The organism is Undibacterium sp. YM2, from assembly GCF_009937975.1.
Taxonomy (GTDB): domain Bacteria; phylum Pseudomonadota; class Gammaproteobacteria; order Burkholderiales; family Burkholderiaceae_D; genus Undibacterium.
The window spans coordinates 5,736,725-5,760,521 of the sequence record NZ_AP018441.1; the positions used below are offsets into that span (position 1 = coordinate 5,736,725).

Annotated in this window: 18 protein-coding genes; 5 read left to right on the forward strand and 13 right to left on the reverse strand. The window is 51.4% G+C overall.

Features of this window, described 5'->3' with window-relative positions; translation table 11 throughout:
* Positions 1–1,290 (reverse strand): bifunctional 2-polyprenyl-6-hydroxyphenol methylase/3-demethylubiquinol 3-O-methyltransferase UbiG, encoded by a 1,290-nt coding sequence (locus tag UNDYM_RS26355; RefSeq protein ID WP_162043797.1) that lies wholly within the window; start codon positions 1,288–1,290, stop codon positions 1–3.
* Between the two features lie 336 nt (positions 1,291–1,626).
* Here UNDYM_RS26355 and UNDYM_RS26360 point away from each other — a divergent pair, with 336 nt between their 5' ends.
* The 3 genes from UNDYM_RS26360 to UNDYM_RS26370 are packed head-to-tail and all read left to right on the forward strand — an operon-like array spanning position 1,627 to position 5,140.
* On the forward strand, positions 1,627–3,081 hold the full coding sequence (locus tag UNDYM_RS26360) for a mannose-1-phosphate guanylyltransferase/mannose-6-phosphate isomerase (protein WP_162043798.1): 1,455 nt from the start codon (positions 1,627–1,629) through the stop codon (positions 3,079–3,081).
* 23 nt (positions 3,082–3,104) lie between these two features.
* Positions 3,105–3,899, forward strand: a complete 795-nt coding sequence (locus UNDYM_RS26365) for an ABC transporter permease (protein ID WP_162043799.1) — start codon at positions 3,105–3,107, stop codon at positions 3,897–3,899.
* Positions 3,896–5,140 (forward strand): ABC transporter ATP-binding protein, encoded by a 1,245-nt coding sequence (locus UNDYM_RS26370; RefSeq protein WP_162043800.1) that lies wholly within the window; start codon positions 3,896–3,898, stop codon positions 5,138–5,140. Before UNDYM_RS26365 ends, UNDYM_RS26370 begins: the two co-directional genes overlap by 4 nt.
* A 14-nt stretch (positions 5,141–5,154) precedes the next feature.
* Here the strand turns inward: UNDYM_RS26370 and UNDYM_RS26375 are convergent, their stop codons facing one another.
* The 7 genes from UNDYM_RS26375 to UNDYM_RS26405 form a co-directional block, all read right to left on the reverse strand.
* Entirely contained in the window at positions 5,155–6,279 is a 1,125-nt protein-coding gene (locus UNDYM_RS26375) for a glycosyltransferase family 4 protein (protein ID WP_162043801.1), read from the reverse strand.
* 12 nt (positions 6,280–6,291) lie between these two features.
* The gene (locus tag UNDYM_RS26380) at positions 6,292–7,476 is read right to left on the reverse strand and encodes a glycosyltransferase family 1 protein (RefSeq protein WP_162043802.1); all 1,185 of its coding nucleotides are present in this window, start codon (positions 7,474–7,476) and stop codon (positions 6,292–6,294) included.
* Entirely contained in the window at positions 7,473–8,369 is an 897-nt protein-coding gene (locus tag UNDYM_RS26385) for a GDP-mannose 4,6-dehydratase (protein ID WP_197741948.1), read from the reverse strand. Before UNDYM_RS26385 ends, UNDYM_RS26380 begins: the two co-directional genes overlap by 4 nt.
* A gap of 8 nt (positions 8,370–8,377) precedes the next feature.
* Positions 8,378–9,415 carry a GDP-mannose 4,6-dehydratase gene (gene gmd, locus UNDYM_RS26390; protein WP_162043804.1) on the reverse strand — a complete coding sequence of 346 codons (1,038 nt, stop codon included), beginning with the start codon at positions 9,413–9,415 and terminating at the stop codon, positions 8,378–8,380.
* Positions 9,416–9,668: 253 nt separating this feature from the next.
* Entirely contained in the window at positions 9,669–10,340 is a 672-nt protein-coding gene (gene pyrE / locus UNDYM_RS26395; RefSeq protein WP_162043805.1) for an orotate phosphoribosyltransferase, read from the reverse strand.
* An 82-nt stretch (positions 10,341–10,422) separates the two neighbouring features.
* Positions 10,423–13,428, reverse strand: a complete 3,006-nt coding sequence (locus UNDYM_RS26400) for a glycosyltransferase (RefSeq protein WP_162043806.1) — start codon at positions 13,426–13,428, stop codon at positions 10,423–10,425.
* Positions 13,429–13,442: 14 nt separating this feature from the next.
* Complete coding sequence (locus UNDYM_RS26405) at positions 13,443–13,721, reverse strand: hypothetical protein (RefSeq protein ID WP_162043807.1); 279 nt, start codon at positions 13,719–13,721, stop codon at positions 13,443–13,445.
* Positions 13,722–13,858: 137 nt separating this feature from the next.
* Here UNDYM_RS26405 and UNDYM_RS26410 point away from each other — a divergent pair, with 137 nt between their 5' ends.
* The gene (locus UNDYM_RS26410) at positions 13,859–14,632 is read left to right on the forward strand and encodes an exodeoxyribonuclease III (RefSeq protein ID WP_162043808.1); all 774 of its coding nucleotides are present in this window, start codon (positions 13,859–13,861) and stop codon (positions 14,630–14,632) included.
* 73 nt (positions 14,633–14,705) lie between these two features.
* On the opposite strand, the gene UNDYM_RS26415 is transcribed toward UNDYM_RS26410, so the two are convergent.
* The 3 genes from UNDYM_RS26415 to UNDYM_RS26425 all read right to left on the reverse strand — a co-directional run bounded on the left by UNDYM_RS26415 (position 14,706) and on the right by UNDYM_RS26425 (position 20,337).
* Positions 14,706–16,412, reverse strand: coding sequence for a bifunctional UDP-sugar hydrolase/5'-nucleotidase (locus tag UNDYM_RS26415; protein ID WP_162043809.1), 1,707 nt, complete (start codon positions 16,410–16,412; stop codon positions 14,706–14,708).
* A 108-nt stretch (positions 16,413–16,520) separates the two neighbouring features.
* A complete protein-coding gene (locus tag UNDYM_RS26420; RefSeq protein ID WP_162043810.1) occupies positions 16,521–18,905 on the reverse strand; it encodes a TonB-dependent receptor in 2,385 nt (794 codons plus the stop codon).
* Between the two features lie 529 nt (positions 18,906–19,434).
* Complete coding sequence (locus UNDYM_RS26425) at positions 19,435–20,337, reverse strand: M48 family metallopeptidase (RefSeq protein WP_162043811.1); 903 nt, start codon at positions 20,335–20,337, stop codon at positions 19,435–19,437.
* Between the two features lie 316 nt (positions 20,338–20,653).
* Between UNDYM_RS26425 and UNDYM_RS26430 the strand changes: the two genes are divergently transcribed.
* Positions 20,654–21,805 (forward strand): acyltransferase, encoded by a 1,152-nt coding sequence (locus tag UNDYM_RS26430; RefSeq protein ID WP_162043812.1) that lies wholly within the window; start codon positions 20,654–20,656, stop codon positions 21,803–21,805.
* 29 nt (positions 21,806–21,834) lie between these two features.
* On the opposite strand, the gene metW is transcribed toward UNDYM_RS26430, so the two are convergent.
* On the reverse strand, positions 21,835–22,437 hold the full coding sequence (gene metW, locus UNDYM_RS26435; protein WP_162043813.1) for a methionine biosynthesis protein MetW: 603 nt from the start codon (positions 22,435–22,437) through the stop codon (positions 21,835–21,837).
* A complete protein-coding gene (locus tag UNDYM_RS26440) occupies positions 22,434–23,621 on the reverse strand; it encodes a homoserine O-acetyltransferase (RefSeq protein WP_232063603.1) in 1,188 nt (395 codons plus the stop codon). Before UNDYM_RS26440 ends, metW begins: the two co-directional genes overlap by 4 nt.
* Between the last annotated feature and the right edge of the window lie 176 nt (positions 23,622–23,797).

Consider the following 23,797-nt stretch of genomic DNA (forward strand, 5'->3'; position numbering starts at 1 on the left):
TTATTTACGACCTATGACTGCATAATCCTGGGCACCGAATAATTCCTTATTGAGCAGTGCTTCAACCTCAGTGCCACCGTGCAGCAAGTGATCATCAGGGTAAGGATGCAAACGCAAAATTTCTGCATGGCTAAAGCCACGCTGCCGCGCCATGAATTCAGCCACCTGTGGCACGATAGGATGCAAATGGGTAGGATCAAAATAAAAATTACAGGCCCCGACCTTGAGGTTTTCCGGATTCGGTGTTTCAAAAATAATGACGCCACCTGGACACAACGCATGACGGGCTGCATCAAACAGCGCAATCAATTGCTCGAACGGCAAATGCTCTATGATCTGGAAACCGGTCACTGCACCTATGCTGCCAGCGGGCTGTTCGCGCAAATAGGCAATCGCGTCAGCATGGCGGCACAGGAAACCCTGGTCCAGACAGGCGTTAACCATGGAGATATTCATGTCCACGCCCATCGCAGGTATGCCCTGCTCATCGAGCAATTCCAGCCATTCACCACGGCCACAGCCAACGTCGATGACCAGCTTGCGTTCGTCTTTTGCCTGTTCGCTGATATGTGCCAAATAGGGCAGATAGACTTTCAATCTTTCCTTGATGTCAGCGCGTGAACCACGGAACAAGGCTTCGAATTCGAGATAAAACTGGTCCTGATCAAAATCGCTGGCAACTTTGGCTACGGGCCGGCTAGTGCTTGTAGTGGCAAGCTGACTTGCTGGCTCTGCCGTCGCGACAACATTTTGCTGGATCTGCCTAGTTCCATTTTGCAAACCCTCACGCATCATCAGATTCATGGAACGCAATTGACGGCCTATATGTAAACGATCCAGTTCCATGAGCCTGTTGCCGACATCCAGCGCATCAAACTTGTCCAACCGTATAGAAAGTTTTTGCTCTTCCATTTGCAGCAGTTTCCGTTCCTGACTGTGCAACTGTATTTTCAGGTCGTCAATTTGCTTTTGCAAATTTGTTAGCGCTACCTCAGTCTGGAAGCGGGTGCGCGGCAGGCGCAGCAATGCCTGGCACCAGGCCAATGCGTAACCCAGACCAGGTATGGCACGCAATTTCTGGCGTAAACCTTGTGGCGGTACTGGCGCTTCCAGCTGCGCGCCCACATTATCTTGCTGATTCAACATGATTTCCCTTGCATCATCCTGCCCTGCCCCCATCTCATTCGAAGGAATATTGACGGGTGTTGAATGCTTCCTGCTTTTCAATATCAAACTGGTCTTGTCGGCCAGTTGCTGTGCTTCGCATTCAGATTTGTTCTGTGTTGCCATATTCGCCATATAATCCGGATGTTTTATTCATAATTGGCGGCAAATGATTCGTGTTTGGGCCGCTAAAAGGCTAGAAAAAGGGGTAGAAGTATAAATGATGATGTAAACTGCGACGAAATTATCAGCGTCTGCAAAATTCCAGATTATTTCAGCTTCAGACTTTTTGCCTGACTCTGGCTTAGCCTTCAGGTCTTACAAGTTTAGCCTATTCAGCAATTGCTCACATCTGACCAGCATAGCCTGAGGAAATTGCAGCTGATTGCAATATATTAAATATTTTATAATGATTTGCCCAAAGGCATAAACCCGAAGGCATAAAGAATACGAAAGTTATCCATGTTATTACAGCCTGTCATTCTTTCAGGGGGATCTGGAACCCGGTTATGGCCGCTATCGCGTGAAAAGCATCCCAAGCAATTGCTCGCCCTGATAGGCGAAGAAACCATGCTGCAGGCAACTGCAACGCGCGTCAGGGATTTTTCTGGTGCCGTGGGCGTGGCCGAAAGAATGATCGTAGTCTGTAATGAAGAATACCGTTTCATCACGGCAGAACAATTGCGCGTGGCCGGTTTCAGTAACTGTAGCCTGTTGCTCGAACCGGCGGGCCGCAATACTGCCCCGGCATTGACGCTGGCAGCCATGGCAGCAGTGGCCTCAGACAATGATGCAGTACTGCTGGTGATGCCGGCTGACCATGTCATCAATGACAAGCAGGGCTTTCACCAGGCCATACAAGATGGCCTGCAACAGGCCATGGACGGTGCCATGGTGACCTTTGGTATCGTGCCTGACCGACCTGAAACCGGTTATGGCTACATCCAGACGGGCGATGTGTTACCAGGCCAGGCTGTGCGCGAACTGCAGGCCTTTGTCGAAAAACCGGTATTGGAAGTGGCTCAGCAATATCTTGATGGCGGCCGCCATTTATGGAATAGCGGTATTTTCATGATGCGCGCGACTACCTGGCTGAAAGCCATACAGCACTTCCATCCGGCCATGCATGAGGCCTGCAAACTGGCGATGGACAAAGCCAGCATCGATAGCGACTTTGTCCGCGTGGATAAAGAAGCCTTCCTGTCTTGCCCTTCTGACTCCATCGATTATGCCGTCATGGAAAAACTGGCGAAGGACCAGGACTTGCATATCCCTGGCTATGTCGTGCCTTTCAATGCAGGCTGGTCAGATGTTGGTGCCTGGGATGCGGTCTGGCAAGTGTCGGACAAGGATGAGAACGGCAACACTGCCCATGGCGACGTGCTGCTGGAGGACTCCCGTAATTGCCTGGTGATTTCTGACAGCCGCCTGGTTGCCTGCCTGGGTCTGGAAGATGTCATTGTGGTTGAAACACCAGACGCGGTACTGGTCACCAATAAGGCCAATACCCAGAACATCAAGCGTGTCGTAACCCGCCTGAAAGATGAAAACTATACCCAGACCGATAACCACCGCAAGGTCTATCGCCCATGGGGACATTATGATTCCGTCGATAGTGGCGAACACTTCCAGGTCAAACGCATTGTCGTCAAACCGGGTGGCCGGCTGTCGATGCAAATGCATCACCACCGTGCTGAACACTGGATCGTGGTCAGTGGCACGGCGCTAGTAACGCGTGGCGAAGAAGTCATGACCCTGGTTGCCAATCAATCCACCTACATCCCGCTGGGCGTCAAGCACAGGCTGGAAAATCCGGGTGAAACCGATCTTGAACTGATAGAAGTGCAATCCGGTACTTACCTGGGTGAAGATGATATCGTCAGGTTCGATGATATCTATGGACGTGTTGCAGGCTGATCCCTGCTAAGGAAAACCAAGCTTTGAAAGCTGTACTTATCTCATTGTGGCACTACCGCCACTTTATCCTGTCGTCCATCAGGGCCGAGTTTGCCGGGCGCTTTGCGCGCAGCAAACTGGGTGCGCTGTGGATGATCTTAAATCCGTTGGCGCAGGCCACCATCTTCGCCATTGTCTTGTCTGAAGTACTGGTGACCAAGATACCGAATATTGAAAACAAGTCGGCCTATGCGATTTACCTGATGGCAGGTATGTCGGCGTGGGGTTTGTTCTCTGAAATCATGACGCGCTGTACCACGGTGTTTATTGATTATTCAAACACCCTGAAAAAAATCTCTTTCCCCAGACTGTGCCTGCCAGTGATCGTTGGCGGCAGCGCACTCATCAATCACTTGTTATTGCTGGCAGCGATAGCCGTCGTGTTTTTATTCTTTGGCCATCTGCCGACAGCAGCATGGCTGGTACTGCCACTGGGCATGCTGCTGATCATCCTGTTTGCCTTTGGTCTGGGCATCATACTAGGACTGTTGAATGTATTTTCACGTGACGTAGGCCAGGTCATGGGCATCGTGCTGCAACTATGGTTCTGGTTCACGCCCGTGGTCTATCTGATGGACAATATGCCGAAGCGCTTTATCGCGGTATTGAATCTGAACCCGATGACACCGCTGGTCAAAATCTACCAGAATGCGCTGTTGTACGGAGCAGTACCAAACATGGCAGATTTGCTGGTTCCCGTGCTGATTTCAGCGGGCATGTTTATATTTTCATTCTGGATTTTCCGCCGTGCCAGCGCAGATCTGGTGGATGCATTATGAGTCAAATTGTATTGAGTGTCTCTGGCGTTGGAAAATGCTATTCAAAATTCAACGGCCTGCTGTCACGCCTGATGTACTGGGCTGGCCTGCCGGTGAAACCGGCGTACGAATACTGGGCCAACCGCGATATCAGCTTCAATGTGCCTGCAGGCCAGGCAGTAGCCATCATAGGTCAGAACGGTGCTGGTAAAAGTACGCTGCTGAAAATGATTACCGGAACGGTGCGACCAACGACCGGCAACATCGCTGTCAGTGGCCGCATCAGCGCCATGCTGGAACTGGGGCTGGGTTTTAATCCCGAATTTTCTGGCAGGCAAAATGCCTATATGGCAGGCGGCCTGATGGGTCTGAGTGGTGAGCAGTTGGACCAGCTCATGCCTGGCATAGAAAGCTTTGCTGAAATTGGCACCTTCTTTGACCAGCCCTTGCGTGTGTATTCCAGCGGCATGCAGGCGCGTCTGGCATTTGCTGTTGCCACGGCAGTGCGCCCGGATGTACTCATCGTCGATGAAATCCTGTCGGTCGGTGACAGCTATTTCCAGCACCGCAGTTTTGACCGCATACGCCAGTTCAAGGAACAGGGTACGTCCATCATCCTGGTCACCCATGGCATGGGTGACGTGCGCAGCCTGTGTGACCACGTGATCCTGATCGACAAGGGCTGCATACTCAAGCAGGGTGCGGCAGATGAAGTGGTCGATTACTACAATGCGATGATCGCCCGTAAGGAAAACGAAAATTTCTCCGTGGAACAAAACCGCAATGAACAGGGCTGGCTGCAAACCCGTTCAGGCACAGGCATGGCGACCGTCAGCAAGCTCAGCCTGCGTGACCAGGACAGTGATCAGGTACTGGCCGCAGCGCATGTAGGGCAAAAGGTCAAGCTGGTGGCTGAAGTGCAATTGCGTGCCGACATCCCCGAGTTGGTACTGGGCCTGATGTTCCGCGACAAACAGGGCAGCGTCATCTGGGGCAGCAATACCTGGTATTCACAACAGGTGCAAAATGATTTGCGCAAAGGTGACTCACTGGAATTTGTGCTGCCTTTTGAATGTCCTTTGGGGCCAGGTTCTTATTCTGTCACCACCGCATTGACCAAGGCAAAAACCCATCTTGATGAAAACTATGAGTGGTCAGATAATCTGCTGGTGTTTGATGTCATCAATGTGGATCACACTGAGTTCATCGGTAGCAACTGGCTGCGTGGGGAATTTGAAATCAGGAAGTTGACTGCAAGCTAGGCGAGCTGCCTGGCTTACTTGCGCTTATGCTCGTCTATGACTTGCTGGTAAAGGCGGGCATAATTGCTCGCCATTTTATCGGCGGTGAATAAATCCAGGTAACGCTGGCGCGCATTGATACCCATTTGCGCCGCCTCTTGTGGATGTGCCAGCAGATACTCCATGGCCTGCCTGAAAGCTGCCGGATCACTCGGTGGTACTACCATGCCAGTCTGGCCCGCGACGTTGATATACGTCGTGCCTGTGCCAATTTCACTTGATATCATGGGCTTGCCATACATCGCGCCTTCCAGCAATGAAATGCCAAAAGCCTCAGAGCGCAGATGCGAAGGAAAGGCCAGTGCATAACACAGGGTCAGCAAGGCGACCTTGTCAGGCTCTGGCAAGGCACCAAGGAAATGCACGTTCTTCAGTTGCAGGCTTTCTGCCTGGCGCTTGAGTTCGATTTCTTCCGGGCCATCACCAACGATGACGATGGGGATATCCGTTCCCGCCGCCGCTTCCAGCAAGATATGCAGGCCCTTGTAGTAACGCAGCATGCCGACAAACAGGAAAAAGTTTTCTCCGACGATGGCACGCCATTTCGCCAGCAATTCTGCTGAAGGAACTGGGTAAATGCTGTTATCCAGACCATAGGTGATCACCTCGGTCTTGTCTTTATACAGTTCCAGCGTCGGGCTGGTCGCCAAGTAATTGGGCGACGTCGCCACGATGCGGTTTACATCGCGCAAGAATTGATGCTTGAGCGGCGAATACAGCTTCAGCAAATATTTTTGCCTGACGATATCCGAGTGATAAGTGACGACGCTGGGCTTCTTGATGCGCCCCAGGAAATGGGCGATATCCATGAAGGGCCAGGGGAAGTGATAGTGAATCACATCCGCCTGCTTGGCCAGTTCAACAAAGCGCGATAAGGCCGACCAGGAAAAACCGGTAGAAGCGATCTCGAAATTCAAATGGGCGCGGTGTACCTTGTGCCCTTCAAATTCTATCAGCGGGCGGTCTGCATCGCGTGTCAAGGTCAGCACTTCATTTTCCACACCCAGACGTGCCGTACCCACCGCCATCTGGCGTATGACTTGCTCAACGCCACCAAAGGTGTCGGGGTAATAGGTGCGGTAGAAGTGCAGGACTTTCATGGCGCGCTGTCCTTAACTGGCCTTGACCGTCTGATAGGCTGCGACTGTATTGCGTACGCAGGCATCCCAGGTCAGTTCGGCAGCACGTTGCAAGCCACGTGCTTTGGCCACGCTGCGCCATTCTTCGTCTTCCAGCGCCTGGCGCAAACCATCACGGATGGAATTCACATCCGCCGGGTCTACCAGCATGGCGGCACCAGCGGCGACTTCCGGCATGGAAGAACAATTCGAAGTCAGTACAGGTACTCCACTGGCCATCGCTTCAGCGATAGGTAAACCAAAACCTTCATACCAGGATGGATAGGTGAACAAGCGGCAACCGGCATATAAAACCGGCAGCAATTGCTGATCGACAAAACCCAGGTATTTGATCCAGCCTTCACGCTGGCCTTTTTCTATGTCGTCATGAATGGCTTCACTCTGCCAGCCCTCACCACCGACCAGCACCAGCGGCCAGCGCTGGCGCATGGCGTCTGGCAAAGCACGATAGGCTGCCAGCAAATGTGTCAGGTTCTTGCGCGGTTCTATGGTAGAGACAAAGAAACTATAGCCATCTGGCTGCAAACCAAATTCATGCAAGACCGGTGCAGTCTCTTCCGGGGTATAGGGATGAAACACTTCATCGACCCCCAGCAAGACAGCGCGCACCTGCTCAGGGCCCAGGCTGAATTCCTGCATCACTTCATCGCGCGTTGCCAGGGAGTCGGTTAACACCAGGTTGGCGCGGTTTATCGCTTCTGGAATAGCTTTCCGCATGCGGTCTATCCTGGCCTTGGGATGCCACTGCGGATAACGGTAAATCGACAGGTCATGCACTGTCACTACGCTGGGTAAACGGGTTTTGGGTACAAAATAATTCGGCCCATGGAAAAGACCGTCCTGCACGCCGTTCAACTGGCGGCCAGCAAGCAGGGGCAGTAATTTGCCATACAACCGCGCTACCATGGGCAGTTGCCCCAGTTGACGGCGCAGACGACTTTTGTAACTGGCTTTGGCTGATGCCGCAGGTACAGCTCCCGCTGCGTCTGCGCTGGCAGGCTGGTCCACAAGCGGCAAGTCGCGCCAGAAACCATCTGACAAATAGCGCACTGACTCTATCTCTGCCTGCATGGGCAGGCGTGTGGCAAGTTCCCATGCGTATCTGCCTATACCAGCCAGCGGTGGATGTATGGCCTCGATAGACAGGACGACGTTCATGTTGCGTCCTCGTGTTGCAGCATCCAGGCCAGTGTATCGCGCAAGGAGATAGCAGGCAACTCGCCTATGCAAGCTTGCAAACGCTGCCCATTACCCATGAGTTTATGCACTTCATTGGCACGCACAAAGGCAGGGTTCACATGCACCTTGATTTCATAGCCAGCAAGTTCACTGGCCATTTGCAATACCGAGCGCAAGGTGTATGCAGTGCCAGAACAGATATTGAAAGTCTGGCCTGCCGGTGCCTGCTCCAGCAAACGGGCATAGGCTGTGGCAACTGTGCGTACGTCAGAAAAATCCCTGGCAACATCGAGGTTGCCAAGTTCTATATCGGTAGCCTTGCGGCGATAATGGTTGATGATTTTAGGCAGCAGGAAATTTTCTGTCTGGCCAACACCGGTGTAATTGAAGGGGCGTGTCACGATGATGGGCAGCTTGTCCATCCACAGACGTGCCACATGCTCCATTGCCAGTTTGCTGACGCCATAATCATTGGCAGGCTGAGCAGGTTCACTCTCAGCGATGACTTCTGTGCGAGTATTGCCATAGATATTGGCGCTGCTTGCGACCAGCACGGCCCGCGGCTTTTTATCCAGGCTTGCCAGTGCTTCCAGCAAATTACGGGTACCGACCACATTGACGCGATAAATTTCAGCAGCATCGCCATGGGCAACAAAAGAAATGGCGGCAAGATGGGCAACCACATCGGGCTGTATTTCTGCCACCAGTTCGGCCAGACGCTGCTTGTCACTCAGATCGACGGCAAAATTATCCTGCCCGGGTGCTTCTGCTCCGTGGGTAGTACCAAAAACCCGGTAACCCGCCTCTTTTAATTCTTGCGCCAGATAACGACCTGTGAATCCCTTGATGCCTGTGATCAGGGCGCGTGGCATCGCAGACATCAGAACGACGCGCCGTTCTGGTTACGGCGCAAATCTGCTTCTACCATCATCTGGCACAACTCTTCCAGTGTGGTCTTGGGTTCCCAGCCCAACACTTTTTTGGCCTTGGCAGGGTCACCGATGAGCAATTCAACTTCAGCAGGACGATAGAATTTGGGATTGACGCGTACCAGCAATTTGCCGGTTTTTGCGCAACTGGCTGTTTCGTGCTCGCCTTCGCCTGACCATTGCAACTGTATGTCTGCAGCCTTGAAAGCCATGGTGACAAAATCACGCACAGTTTCAGTACGGTTGGTCGCCAGCACAAAAGTGTCTGGCTTGTCAGCTTGCAGCATGCGCCACATGCCTTCTACATATTCCTTGGCAAAACCCCAGTCGCGCTTGGCATCCATATTGCCGAGTTCCAGCACATCGAGTTTGCCCAGTTTGATCTTGGCGACAGAATCAGTAATCTTGCGCGTCACAAATTCGCGGCCACGCAGTGGAGATTCATGATTGAACAAGATGCCGCTGCAGCCAAAAATACCATAAGACTCGCGGTAATTGATCGTCATCCAGTGCGCATACAGCTTGGCTACACCGTAAGGGCTGCGCGGATAAAACGGGGTCGATTCGATTTGTGGCACGGCTTGCACCTTGCCAAACATTTCTGAAGTTGAAGCCTGATAGAAACGGATTTCGGTATTGACGATGCGTATGGCTTCAAGCAAGTTCAGCGCGCCGATGCCGGTAATTTCTGTCGTGGTCAGTGGCTGTTCAAACGACACGCCCACAAAACTTTGCGCTGCCAGGTTATACACTTCAGTCACACCCGTCGTTTGCAACAGACGTATGCTGGCCGACAAATCGGTAAGATCATACTCAACCAGATGCAAGGCAGGGTGAGTTGCAATACCCAGCTCTTCTATGCGCCAAAAATTGACTGAACTGGTACGGCGATAAGTGCCATAGACGGTATAGCCTTTTTCCAACAGCAACTGAGCCAGATAGGCTCCGTCCTGACCAGTAATACCAGTGATTAACGCTTTTTTACTCATTCAAGAAAACCTCTTCGCCGCAGCGAACATTCAAAATTCTTCGTTCAAAATTCTTTTTGCTAACCAGATAATGGACCGCTACTTTGAATCCATCTGTGACCGTGATCACAATTTATCCACAGTTGCACAGTATACAATGACTGTTCGCCGCACTGCGGAAATTTAATGCAAGCGCATGTAAGTGATACTACGCAAGGGCAGGCAAACCACGGTAACAGTCTTAATTACCAGTTATTTTTTTAATATCATTTACTCAATCAGCCAAAGCGCCATAGCGTTTGCGGTAAGCAGCGACTGCCTCTTTATATTGCGACAACTGCGCGTCACCACCAGCAACTGACAGATAATCAAACAAATCATTCAGGCTGGCGATGGAAACCACAGGCATGTCATACGCCTTGCCGACTTCCTGCGCTGCCGAATGCACAGACAGGGCATCATCCTTGCCAGAACGCTCCATGCGGTCCAGCGCGATCAGCACTGCACTCGGGGTAGCGCCAGCATGACGAATCAAATCAACCGATTCACGTACTGAAGTACCGGCAGAAATAACGTCATCAATAATCACAACCTTGCCTGCCAGTTTGGCGCCAACGATATTGCCACCTTCGCCGTGGTCCTTGGCTTCTTTGCGGTTATAGGCAAAAGGCACGTTCCTGCCCATGCGTGCCAGTGCCACTGCAGTAGCCGAAGCGAGGGTAATACCCTTGTAGGCAGGGCCAAACAGCATGTCAAATTCCAGGCCTGAATCGAGCAGCGTGCGGGCATAAAAATCAGCGATGCGGCCAAGATTGGCACCATCATTGAATAAACCTGCATTAAAAAAATAGGGTGAGGTACGCCCGGCTTTGGTGACAAATTCGCCAAAGCGTATCACTCCAGCCTCGACTGAAAACTGTATAAAATCTTGTCTCAAAGTACTCAAAATAACCCCAATCCCTATAATTTATGCCGTTTACTGCAGTTTTGTGCCAAACCTAGAGCATAACATGCGTGCATATTTGAATTTAGTCTGTTTCAAGTGGCAAAACCGCTAAAAATTCTGCCAACAGGGCTGGAGACGCTGACAAATCCACCATATTTGCCTGCATTTGAGCAGCAATAGCGTGACAAATGACGCCAAGTTGCTGTAATTGCATGGTCTGCATTTGCAAATCTTTACATCCGGATAAATCCAGATACAAATCTCCGGCCCGCACTGTGACGAAATCATCAGCGGGTGCTGGTCCGGACAGGGAGAGTTGCTCAAATGTCCAGCTTCTGGCATAGCGGAAGTCCGGGCCTGCATAACAGACAGGTTCAAAGCGCAAGTCCTGGCGGGCGAGTATCATGCTTTCCAGAGCCGCTTTCCAGGCTGCAGGCAGCGCCTGTTGCGACTGGCTCCATGCGCCAACATCCAGCATGACCATGCGTTTACCGGGACGCGGTGTGCTATTGCCGAGGTGACGCGCCAGCTCGCGCAAATCATCAATGGCGACCTCTGCCTGCAAATGTGGATGTTGCGGCGACACTGCCGGGATGTCGGCAATGGCCGACAGACTGCGGTGCATGCGGGCAGCCGTTTCGGTCTGCGCAAATTCTTCTATCGCTTCCGCATAACTGCGTGCAATCAATGCAGGTGCATGATGTGCCTGCACAAACTGCCTGGCGGCCTGGCCTGTCAGTTGGCTACTCTTGCTGTCCTCATGCAATTTGCCGATGGCCTGCAAGAGTTCTGCCTGCGTAAACTGGTCAGGCATACCCAGCACGGCATCTGCTGGCAACTCTGCCATGGCACCGTTGCGATTCAGGATTACGGGCAGGCCGTAGGCCATGCACTCAAGGACAGCGGCAGAAGTTTCGCCCCTTGACAGCGTGCGCAACTGCACGGCACCGTCGGCGGCCTGCAGATACAAGGCAAATTCTTCTGCGGTGGTAAAGCCGGTGATACGCACTCGCTCGCCATTGCCGATGCGCGCTTGCAGTTGCGCGCCATATTCACCCGGATCATTTTTGCCTACAAAAATCAGATGACAATGTGCGTCCTTGCTGAGAGCGGATTCCAGCCAGGCATCCAGCAAGACATGATTGAGTTTGGTCGGTCCCAGCATGCCAAAACTGCACAAGACAAAATCCTGCTCGTCCAGCCCAAGTTTTTTGCGGGCGAGCTGCCTGTCAGATGCGGCTGGAATGCGGCGCAGCAAAGGCACTTGCTGCCATTGGCAGGCAGGCCAGCCTGTCAGCCAGGTACGCGCCAGTTCCCGGGCATAGGCAGAATGGACAATCACGCCCTCGGCACGCTCCAGTATGCTACTGCTACAAGGGTATTTAGCCATTACCGCTTTGTAATCCGCCGCATCGCGTCTTTCCAGCAAGGCCGCATAGCCGTGGGATAGATACAGATGTTGTGCCCACAAGCCAGGCATAAGTGAACTCATCTCCAGATTGGCGAGAGCGTCACTCAGAAAGTAATCATGCAAGACCACAGTGCCAGGATAGCTGGCAAACAATGGGTACATATAGGCATGCGCAGGAGAATTACCAAAATGATAGAGCACACGGTCAAAGCTGGCCGCATTGGCTGTGAACCACTCGCTGTCGTGTATGGCAAAGTTGGCTGTCAGCCAAGGTGCATTGACTTCACTTTGTTGGGTAATCAGTGTGATGTCGTAATAATCGGCGAGCTCAGGCAGCAGGTCTGCGCTGTAACTCGCAATGCCTGACGCCACCTGCGGTAAAGGCGAGACATAAGCCAGCCTGGGTTTGATCACTGGCAGGCAAACATGGACTTTGGCTGCCGCTATTTGCTGAAGATGCGCATGGCTGGCCTCAATCGCGCGCAAGGCCTTGTTGGCTGAGGCATCCCACGAGAATTTCTTCGATTGCTGCAAACCATGTTCGCGCAAGCGGGCAGCGAATTCTGGCTGCTCCAGTACCTGCAAGATTTTCGCCGTAATGGCCTTGATGTCTCTGGGGTCAAACAAGGCTTCGGGGCATTCCAGCACTTCAGGCAGGCTGCTGGTATTGGCTGCAATGACAGGCGCACCGCAGCACATGGCCTCCAGTGCGGGCAAACCAAAACCTTCATGCCAGGAAGGGAAGACAAACAATTTGCAATCCTGGTATAGCAGCGGCAAATCTTCATCCGGTACAAAACCGGTCAATATGATTTCATCCTCTGCCAGTCCTAGTTGTGTGATCAGCGCTGCTATACGCTCACGGTCTGCTTTTTGGACGCTGCAGACGATCGCCAACTGGTGTTGCTGGCGCACTGCCACAGGCAAACCAGCATAAGCCTGGATCAGGCCATCGATATTCTTGCGTATATCGATACCGCCGGTATACATCACCATATCGCGGGTAATGCCATAGCGCGCGCGCAAGGCCTGCATGGCTTCATCACTGCAACTGCGCAACTGGAAATGCTCATCCACGGCAGACGAAATGCTGACCACGCGCTCAGGTGACAACTGCAACAAATCCATGCCTTCCTGGCGCGACGAATCAGAGATCGCCAGCAGTAAATCAGCCCGTTTGAGACTGGCCAGCTTGCGGTAATACCATGCTCTCTGCGCGGGATCATTGAGGTACTGCTTGTCGTACATCAGGGGGATCAGGTCATACAATGTCACTGCTGTCGGTATGTGCTCACCCGATATCGCAACACTGGATACCGCATCGTCGCCCGAGCCTTCAAACAGGCTGGTGACGTGAACAAAATCAGGACGCAAGGCTGCTAATGCCTGCTCCCTGAGTATTTCTGCAGCACGGCTGCGCCAGTAATTTTGCGGCACCAGTTCGGCCACCGGGCCGGGTGCGCCCCAGATGACGATACGTTCTTGCGGCACCATCCCTGAGAAAGCCTCACGCAGCGGTAGTATGGTTTCAGGAAACAGGCTGCTGAGCATCAGCCATATCTCGTGGTCACCTGCATTGCGTACCATGGCCTTGGCCAGCGCCAGTGAATAGCGGCCTATGCCACGATGGCGGCTACCAGTGGATTGACAAGCTTGTAAATCAATAACGATACGCATGTTGGGATAGTCGTTTACTTTTGTCGGTTGCGGCTATGCTTCCTGCGGCTTTGCAGCTCATTCAGGATACGTTTGCCTTCTTCATTAAGCCGGTCTGGCATGGCCTCTGATGCCCTTGCCTTTACGGCCTTGACTGGCATGAGCTTCTTGAGCAAAGCCCTGATATCCCGCAGCAATTTGGGCAGACCGCCACTCTTTAACAGTTGCACTGTATAGCGCAGGGGGGCGGTCAGTTTCCAGGAGGTACTGGCATAGACCGCATTGAGTTCAGCACGTAATTGATCTTCGGTCATGATGGGGCAAAAGCCGGGCTACGCTGTGGGAAAAGTAGGCAAGTATAAACTATCTGCAGGCTTTCCCCCTCCAAATACACGGACTGCCGCACTATCTGGTATGCTTTCTATCCCACTTTAAGTCACTACTGACCAGCATGACTAAAATCATCTCTGCCAACCTGAATGGCATACGCTCCGCCGCCAAAAAAGGCTTTTTTGAGTGGATGCAAAAAGAAAACCCTGACGTCGTCTGCGTGCAGGAGCTCAAGGCCCAGGAAGCGGACATGACGCCAGACTTTCTGAATCCGCACCAATACCATGGTCATTTTCACTATGCCGAGAAAAAAGGCTATTCCGGCGTTGGCGTGTATAGCAAAAAAGAACCAGATGCCGTCGTCATCGGTTTTGGTAGCCCGGAGTTCGATGCTGAAGGCCGCTATGTGCGCTGTGATTTTGGCAAGCTGTCGGTGATATCCCTGTATTGCCCCTCCGGCTCATCCTCGCCTGAACGGCAGGAAGCCAAGTTCCGTTTCATGGAATTATTTTACCCTCACCTGGAGCAACTGATTGCCGAAGGCAGGGAAATCGTCATCTGTGGTGACTGGAACATCGCCCACAAAGAGATCGATTTAAAAAACTGGAAGAGCAATCAAAAAAATTCCGGCTTCTTGCCTGAGGAACGTGCCTGGATGACGCGGCTGTTTGAAGAGCAGGGCTGGCTCGACGTTTACCGTCACCTGCATCCAGAGACAACGGCTGAAGCTTATACCTGGTGGAGTAACCGCGGCCAGGCCTGGGCAAACAATGTGGGTTGGCGCATTGATTACCATGTCGCCACCAGTGGTATAGGTAAAAAGGCGCACAAGGCGTCAATTTACAAGGAAGCACGTTTCTCTGATCACGCGCCGCTGATCATAGAATACAAATAAGCGCTGAGCCCATCATGAGAAATGCCCGTCAATTCACTTGACGGGCATTTTTTACTTCTGGAATATCGATAGCTTAACCAGGCAAACGCTTGACGCGGTCACGCTTGACCTCATTCAATTTGCTGCCCTGCTCCCGCACATAAGACTCAAAAGCTTCGAGGTCGCGGCCTATCAGCTCTTTGTCTTTGGCTTGCTTGAGAACGGCAAAACCATCACCACCATCGGCCATGAAGCTGTTGACCACCACGCTGTATTGCTGGTTCAGGTCCAGCGGTTTGCCCTTGATCCTGACATCTTTGACGCGCTCACTGATCCCGGCACGCGGGTCGTAGCTGTAACTCAAGGTGTGCGATACAAACAGTTTTTTTGGATCATTGACTTCCCGGCCCGACCATTGCTGCTGTAGTAGCGTCAGGATTTGTGCGCCTGTCAGCTTTATGCGTACCAGGTTATTGCCAAATGGCTGTACCGCATATAAGTCACCATACGACACCGCCACCGGACCGGTCGCCTTGCCAGAAGGCAGATCACTGCGTATGCCACCGGCATTCATGAAAGCGGCATCGGCACCACCCGCATGTTGCCCATGATGAAGCTGGGAATCAGCAATGATATTGCCCAGGCTGCTGTCAAAAAATCCAGCCTCGCTATTGCGTGACAAGGGTGCACTCAGATTGACAATGGGACGCTGACGCAGGCGCGCAGTTTGGGTCGCCACCTGATCGACCAGTTGCTTTGCGACGGGGTCAGCCTGCAAGACTTGCTGGTCAATCAGGTGATTGACAGCGACCGCATTGATGACCTGATTGGTCTTGCTGTCTATCGTCAGGGTTGATTCTGTCAGGAAGGAGCCATAGCTGCGCCCTTGTACCACCAGCTTGCCATCGATCTTGCAGGTATAACCCTGATGTGAATGGCCTGAGACCACCAGGCTGATGGCCTTGTCGAGTTTTTTACTGATCTCGATGATCGGGCCTTGCAAGCCTTCACAGCGATAGCTGGGATCATTCTCTGACCCCTTGTAAGTTGCGCCTTCATGTATCAGCACCACGATGGCAGCGACGCCCTGCTTTTGCAGTTCTGGCACATAACGGTTAATCGCCGTTGCTTCATCTTCAAAACTCAAATGCTTCACCGCATCGCCAGCTACCAGGTTGGGTACATCCGCTGTTACCGCACCGATAAAGCCAACCTTGAAGTCACCAACCTGGCGTATCACATACGGCGTCAGCCATGGCTTGTTATTACCAAGTTCATGGATATTGGCTCCGAGGTAGGAAAAGCGGGCCCCCTTGAAGTCAGCATAAGCACAACCTGTAGCCGGGCATTCACCTTTGATTTTGCGCATCAGGTCAGCGGTGCCATTATCAAATTCATGGTTGCCAACGGCTGTCACTGACAAATCCAGACGGTTCAGGGCTTCGATGACGGGCTCATCTTTCATCAGCGCGGAACCCATGGGTGAAGCACCGATCAGGTCACCGGCACCAACAAAGATACTGCTGCCAACGGCCTGGCGGCGTTCTTTGAGCTTGGTAGTCAGATAGGCATAACCGCCTGCAGGCACCGAGATTTTTTCGGCGGGGCGTGCCGGGTCAGTTTTAGTGGCGACATAGGGCACAGGCTGGTCAGCCTGCAAATTGCCATGGAAATCATTGATACTGAAGATCGTGATATCCGTCGTTGCTGCCTGGTTCGCCGTAAGCATTTTGTCAGTGCTGGCACAGGAGGCCAGCATTGCGGCAGCGATGGCTATGCTGATTAATTTCAACTTTTGCATAAGAAGTGTTCTTGAATTAAAAAACAAGGCCTGCAACAAGTGTTCTTGTTGCAGGCCTGTATCAAGTCTGTGTGGTGAGATTTTGCTTCACCACCTCATCCCTCCAGATTAGAAATCTGCCTGGAAAGTGACCGAACTAAAGCGTGGTGCACCCAGGTAGTAGAACACACCTTTTGCAGCGGCGCCTGGATAGGCAACTGCATTGGTGATGTTGAAGCTGGATGGGTTACGATATTTTTCGTTGGTCAGGTTGCTGATGCTCAGACGGATAGTTGGTTTTTTGAACCAGCTGGTATTCGGGAACTGATAACCTGCATCAAAGCCCAGCAGTGTGTAACCAGGTACGAATTCATCATTCGTCATGGTGGCAAACTGACCGCCTGTGTATTTCATTTTCAGACGTGTGTACCAGACTGCTGTTTCATACTGCGCGCTCAGACCGGCTTTCCATTCAGGCGTCAAAGTCATCGCCTTGCCAGCTGTTGGAATATAAACGCCTTTGGCTACTTGCAGATCGTCCTGGATTTCGCTCTTCGCGTAACCTACGGAACCATAGAAAGACCAGCCATTGACTGGTGTATTACCCAGTTCAACTTCGAAGCCCTTGGTTTTTACTTTACCAACGTTGACGACAGAGCTCAACGCTGTGATCGGGTCATAGGCAGTCGCCTGACGATCAGTAAAGTTGACAGTGTAGACGGTTGCCTGCGCTGTCAGCTTGTCGCTTTGCAGACGATAGCCCAAATCGAAGTTGTAAGATGTTTCTGGTGGTACTTCTGCAAATATCAGGGAACCGTCTGCATTCACTTTGACGTTGTTCGTCGCAGAGTAAACAAAATTCGGAGGTACTTTCATGTTGCGTGCCAGGCTGGCGAAGATCTGATTATTGTTATCGATCTGGTAGCGGGCACCCAATTGTGGCAATGCCTTGGTATAGGTGCGCTCTATCTTGTAGGTAGTACCGGAATTCGAGCCCTCATTTGCAAAGTTTGTGAAGTCACGCTTCATGGTTGGTACACGCAAACCCAGATTGATCGACAGTTTGTCATTCAACAGACTGATCGTATCTTGCAAAGAGAACTGGTAAGCAGTACTGATAGTCCTCCAGTCACGGCTTTGGAAAGGCGTGCCGTCCGGACGGGAAATACGGCCTTCTTTCAACCAGATGTCAGCAGCATTGCCGTTAGCATCAACTGCAACCATAGGGCCGAACTGTTCATGCGTTGCGCGCTCATACCAGACACCAGCTAGGATTTGGTGGTTGTCGATAGTGTGAACGACAGAAGCAGTTACACCAGGACGGTTGGTACGTGTCACACTACTGTTGGCAACAATCACTTTATCCAGCGTATCGCCGTCACCGTTCAGATCAACAGCGGCAGTTGTTTTGCCTGTCGTTGGATTCAAGAATGCGGATTCAGTTTGCAGACGTTGTTGTACGCCGCCTGTACCGTAACCATACCAGTAGTAAGGCACAACTTTGACATCAGTATTTTCATTGATACGGAATTTGCCAGTGACAGAGAAAATCGCGTTTTCAAATGGATTTTTTGTCAATTGGTAAAAAGTGTCAGCGTTCGCTACGCTAGGATCATTGTCAGCCTTGCCCTTGGTCGGTGTGACGTGACCAACGAACTTGGTTGCATAATCATAGTAGTAACCATTTTTTGCCAGATCAGCCAGATTGAATGTGCTGATGTTCTGGTTGATGGCGCGGTTATACAACAATACCGCATTAATGGAATTGAACTTGTCGAAGTCGATGCGGTAACCAGCATCTACGTGGTTACGGTCTGCGCCGCCTTCGCCTTTCCATTTGTCAGCTTGCGCATGAGAAGCGGAGATGAAGAAACGGGAACGGCCATCAGCCCACAAGCCAGTGTCGTAACGCAGGAAAGTCTTGGACAGCTTCAGGCCACCCAGAGTCTGCATGACGCGGAAACGTTTTTCCTTGGTTGGATCGCAAGTTGTAATACCGAAGTTACCACCAGTTGCACCAATCTGTGGGGAATCAACGTCAGTCGAACCTTGAGTCACAAACTGTGTGCAGGTATTTTCCTGATCCACGAATTCTTGCGGGAACACAGAGAAGCTACCAGAGTCATTGACTGGTACGCCATTGATGGTCGCACCGATCTGGTCACTGTTAAAGCCACGCAATGTCAGACCACCACCAAACAAACCGGTTGCATCGTAGTTGTAGCTGTTAACTGCTGGCATCAGTTCCAGCGCTTCATAGGCATTGCCTGTAGGACGCTGTTTGGCCAGTTCTTCCGCAGTAATAGTACTACGTGCTTTTGGCGCATTCTCTTGTACCATCAAGCCCATACCGACTTTTTTGCCGGTGATGGTGACGCGGTTTGCATCAGGCTGCTCATTGGATTCTGTCTGCTGCGCATAGGCAGAGGACATGCTCAGGCATACCAGTTGGCATGCGACTGCAACCATCGACAAACGCGATGGAAATGCGGACGATTTGTTTGATTGTTTCATTGAAGCTCCCGAATCATTTTACAAATGGAAATAAAAATTAGTGCAAAACCCCGTTTATCATCTCAAGCCACCGCAACTGCCTGATGACATCCCCTTCACCGCTCGTTTTTTCGCCAAATTTTTTGGCTTTTTTTTGTAACTGGTTGTAATTCCACAACAAACACCTGCGATGACATGTCACATTAGAAATACTTCCGGCTATCCATGCCGCGCAAACGATTGCTTTTTTTGAAAACTGAAAATTTTCAACTGCGCAAACGATTGCTATTTCTAAACAAAAAACAGACGGACCTTTTTACAGTGCGTCTATCTCCTAGTGACATCTTTAAACTTGAGCAATTTGCCGGGGCAAATGTCTGTCGATCAGATATTTTGATATGTGAAAATAGTCTATCACATAAAATTTTGAACTTGCAGAGTGTCCCATCCAATTATGAAAGGATGATGACAAAGTGGTCTTAGGGGCAAGATTTTGTCACAATTGCGCGACAAATTACTTTTTTGACACTATTTTTTATTTGAAAAGCACTTAATTCCCCGAATATACAACGGGAGCAATGCCTTTGACATTGGTTTGATAAGGCGGCAAGGCACTGATACTGACACCTTTGGCGCGCGCATACAAGGGCATGACTTCAGGGAAGTGGTTGCGGATTTCTGCAATACGGGTAGTACCGGCGGGGTGGGTAGATAGCCATTGTGGCGGCGCGCCCTTGCTGACCATACCCATTTTTTGCCAGAGTGCGACACCGGCACGTGGGTCATAACCGGCCCTGGCAGCAATATCGAGGCCGACGATGTCGGCTTCAGTCTCGTCACCACGCGAAAATGCCAGCATGCTGAACTTGGCCACACCACCAGCTACGCCACCCGCGATATTGGGGTCGTAACCCTTGGCACCAGCCCACAGTTCAGCCAGTTTGATACCCACATTCGCAACGGTTGCCTTGCCTGCACGTTCAGCGCCATGTTCGCGCAAGGCATGGGCAATTTCATGACCCATGACTATCGCGACTTCATCATCAGTCAGTTTCAGGGTATCGAGGATGCCGGAGTAAAAAGCAATCTTGCCGCCTGGCATGCAGTACGCATTAACCTGTTTGGAGCCTATCAGATTGACTTCCCATTTCCATTGCTTCGCCCTTTCATTCCATTTCAGCGCATGCGGTATCAATTTATCGGCAATTGCCCGCAGACGGATAACCTGGGGATGGTTGGCCGGCCCCAAAGCACGCTTTTGCTCTGCCACCTGCATGGTCTGTGCATACTGCGCCGCAGCCTGGCTTTCCAACGCACCGGTCGGAGCCAGTTTACGCAAGACCGACATTTCACCGACCTTGACGCCATCCTGCTGCCCGCTATTTTGCGCATGAGCGGCAGCGCCCAAGGCAAACAGGCTGGAAAATATGAGTGCAGCGTGGTTCAGTTTCATGGCGAATACAGGGCAAGAAGATACGCAGAATGATAAGCGCAAATGGGAGCCATCTGGCTTTTTTTAAAGACCCTGCCGCTTTAAAAATTAAATACTGATCACCTCGTAGCATCTGCTCATCTTGCCCCCAGAAGCTCAAGAGGCATTGCCGGGCCTCTCCAGATCACTCACGCAAATAGCCTGATTACATTTTTATGACAAAAAAATAAATATTTCCGGAACATAATAGTTTCATATATGTCTATTTCTTATCTGTTCGCCCTCTAGGTTGCTTTCAGGGCACAGGAAGTATATTGCAAATAATATAAGAAACTTTATGAACACCCCTCCCATCAAGCGCTCAAGCGGGCGCTATCAATATATTGATTTCCTGCGCGGTTTTGCAGCCCTGCTCGTGATTTACCAGCATACGATAGATTTCGGGACGATGGCTCAGCCAGATATCAGCCTGAATGCCGTAGAAGTCGCCATCGCTCATTTCTTTTCCAAACAGATAGGCATAGGTGAGATAGGTGTCTGCATTTTTCTCATGGTAAGCGGCTTTGTCGTGCCTTTCAGCTTGTCCACTTATCCTGTAGAACCGATAAAAACGTTTGTGATACACCGCTTCTTCCGGCTGTATCCGGTCTACTGGCTATCAGTTGTCCTTGGTCTGGTGTTTGTATGGTGGCGTTTTGGTGTCAACCAGGGCGGCAATAACATAGACTGGCTCATGTTCATCGCGAACCTGACCATGTTCCAGGCTTTTGTCGGTATTGACAACATCATCGGCTCTTACTGGACCCTGGCACTGGAACTCTTGTTTTATTTTTTCTGCATCTATCTGTTTTCGCGCAGAAAAATGACGTCTTTAAAAAGTATAGTGCTCTTGATGCTGGCAGTCTTGCTGCTACCTAAATTGTTCCATCGCGTGATGAATGTATCGGCCTATTCCGCCAATGTCCTGTTTTACCTGCGCTACATAGGCTATATGTTCTTCGGGCTTTTATACCGCGACTGGTTACTGAACAAGAACAACGCGTCTGGAAAGAAAGCCTTGTTTGTCCTCGTATGGACATTTTTAATCTTTACTGGCCGGGACATCCTGCATTTCTGGACTCTGGATACCGCTCAATTAAGATCCCCGGCTGCGCAACTGATTGCGATCACTATTTTCATTTTGACGACAACGGTATTCAAGGTACAGGGAAAGCTGGGTAGTTTTTTAGGAAAAATCAGTTATTCCATGTACTTGTACCATCCCGTGATCTTTTATCCTTTATATACCTACGTCTGGAGAAACTTGCCGACTGACTGGCAATCGCACCCTAACCTGTTCTTTGTGATGTCTGCCTTGTTGACGATTGCCTTTTCGTACTGCACCTACCGCTGGCTGGAAGAACCCTCCATCGCCCTGGGTAAAAAGCTCACCCGGCAACGACAGGCAAGTTTGCTACCAACTATAAGCAATATGAAGGTTCACGTGTGATGTTTAAGAACAGCTGATGGAAAGGCAGCCTATTTTTTCCGCAAACGGAAAACCGCCAGGCTGCCACGCAAATTGGGCAGCCAGGTCACGGGCCGTCCCTCATGCAGAGCGACACATTCCATCACCTCCAGGCCAACTTCTGCTGCCAGGTCAGAAAAATCGAGTATGGTTGCGCAGCGCACATTGGGTGTGTCATACCATTCATACGGCAGGGATTTTGATACCGGCATCTTGCCGCGCAATAAGGCGGTACGGTGTGGCCAGTAACCAAAATTGGGGAAAGAGACAATGGCCTCGCGCCCTACCCTGGCGATGTCACGCAACAGTGGCTCTACATGTTTCATCATCTGCAGTGAAGACAGGCACATGACGGTATCAAAGGTATTGTCTTCAAACATGCCCAGGCCATTTTCCATATCCTGCTGTATGACATTCACACCGCGCGTCGCGCAGGCAAGCACCTTGTCATCAGCGATTTCTATGCCATAGCCATTGCATCGCTTGTCGCTTTGCAGATAATCGAGCATGACGCCATCGCCGCAACCGACGTCGAGCACTTGCGCCTGCGGTTTGATCCAGTGAGCGATGAAAGCCAGGTCAGGTCGCAGGACATTCAATTCTGAAAAATTCATGCTGCTACTCCCAACAGGTCGGTTTTTGGTTCAGCTTGTAATTCAGCTCGCAATTCTGCATCTATACGCTGGTAATACGCAGCAATCAGGTTCAGGTAACGCGGGTCGTCGAGCAGGAAGGCGTCATGCCCATGCGGTGCATCGATTTCTGCATAACTGACGGTGCGCTTGTTGCTGACCAGGGCCTTGACGATTTCGCGGCTGCGCTCAGGTGAAAACCGCCAGTCAGTGGTAAACGAAGCGAGCAGGAACTTGGCCCTGGTCTGCGCCAGTGCCTTGGCGAGATCGCCGCCGGTATGACGGGCGGGATCAAAATAATCGAGCGCCTTGGTGATCAGCAGATAGGTATTCGCATCGAAATAATCCGAGAATTTGTCGCCCTGATAGCGCAGGTAAGATTCAATTTCAAAGTCCACGCCATAGCCAAACTGGTAGTCGCCGCCTTTGAGGTCGCGACCAAATTTCTCGGCCATATCGTCATCGGACAGATAGGTGATATGACCTATCATGCGCGCCACCCGCAGACCACGGCGTGGCACAACATTGTGGGCATAGAAATCACCGCCATGGAAATCCGGGTCGGTCAGAATTGCCTGGCGCGCCACATCATTGAAGGCAATATTCTGGGCTGAGAGTTTTGGAGTAGAAGCCACAACTACGCAATGACGCAGGCGGTCCGGGTACAGAATACTCCAGGCCAGGGCCTGCATGCCACCGAGTGAACCACCCATGACGGCAGCGAATTGCGCGATACCCATGCGCTCTGCCAGCCTTGCCTGCGCATTGACCCAGTCTTCGACGGTCACCACCGGGAAATCTGCACCATACGGTTTGCCTGTCGCAGGATTGGTATGCATGGGGCCGGTAGAACCAAAGCAGGAACCCAGGTTATTGACGCCGATGACAAAAAACTTGTTGGTATCGACTGGTTTGCCGGGTCCGACCATATTGTCCCACCAGCCTACATTCTTGGGCTGGTCTGCATACACGCCAGCCACATGATGCGAAGCATTCAGGGCATGGCAGATCAGGACTGCATTGGATTTGTCAGCATTGAGCTGACCATAGGTTTCCACCATCAGGGTATAGCCTGCAATCGAGGTGCCATTTTGCAGGGCCAAAGCTTCGTCGAACTGAAACGCTTGTGGCGTGACGATTCCAACTGATCCAGGTGAGGATGACATACACTCTTCCATCGGGACTTAACCCGTTATCAAAAAACTCAGGAAGGCTAAAAGGTGGGCTGAATGTGGGAAGGGGAAAGCTGCATTCAAGCTCGCTTTAGCCGTATTTATCATTCGGGATGTTTTCCGAACCGCGCCCGCAAGCTGATTTTCAAATCGGCGCAATAGGTGAAGGA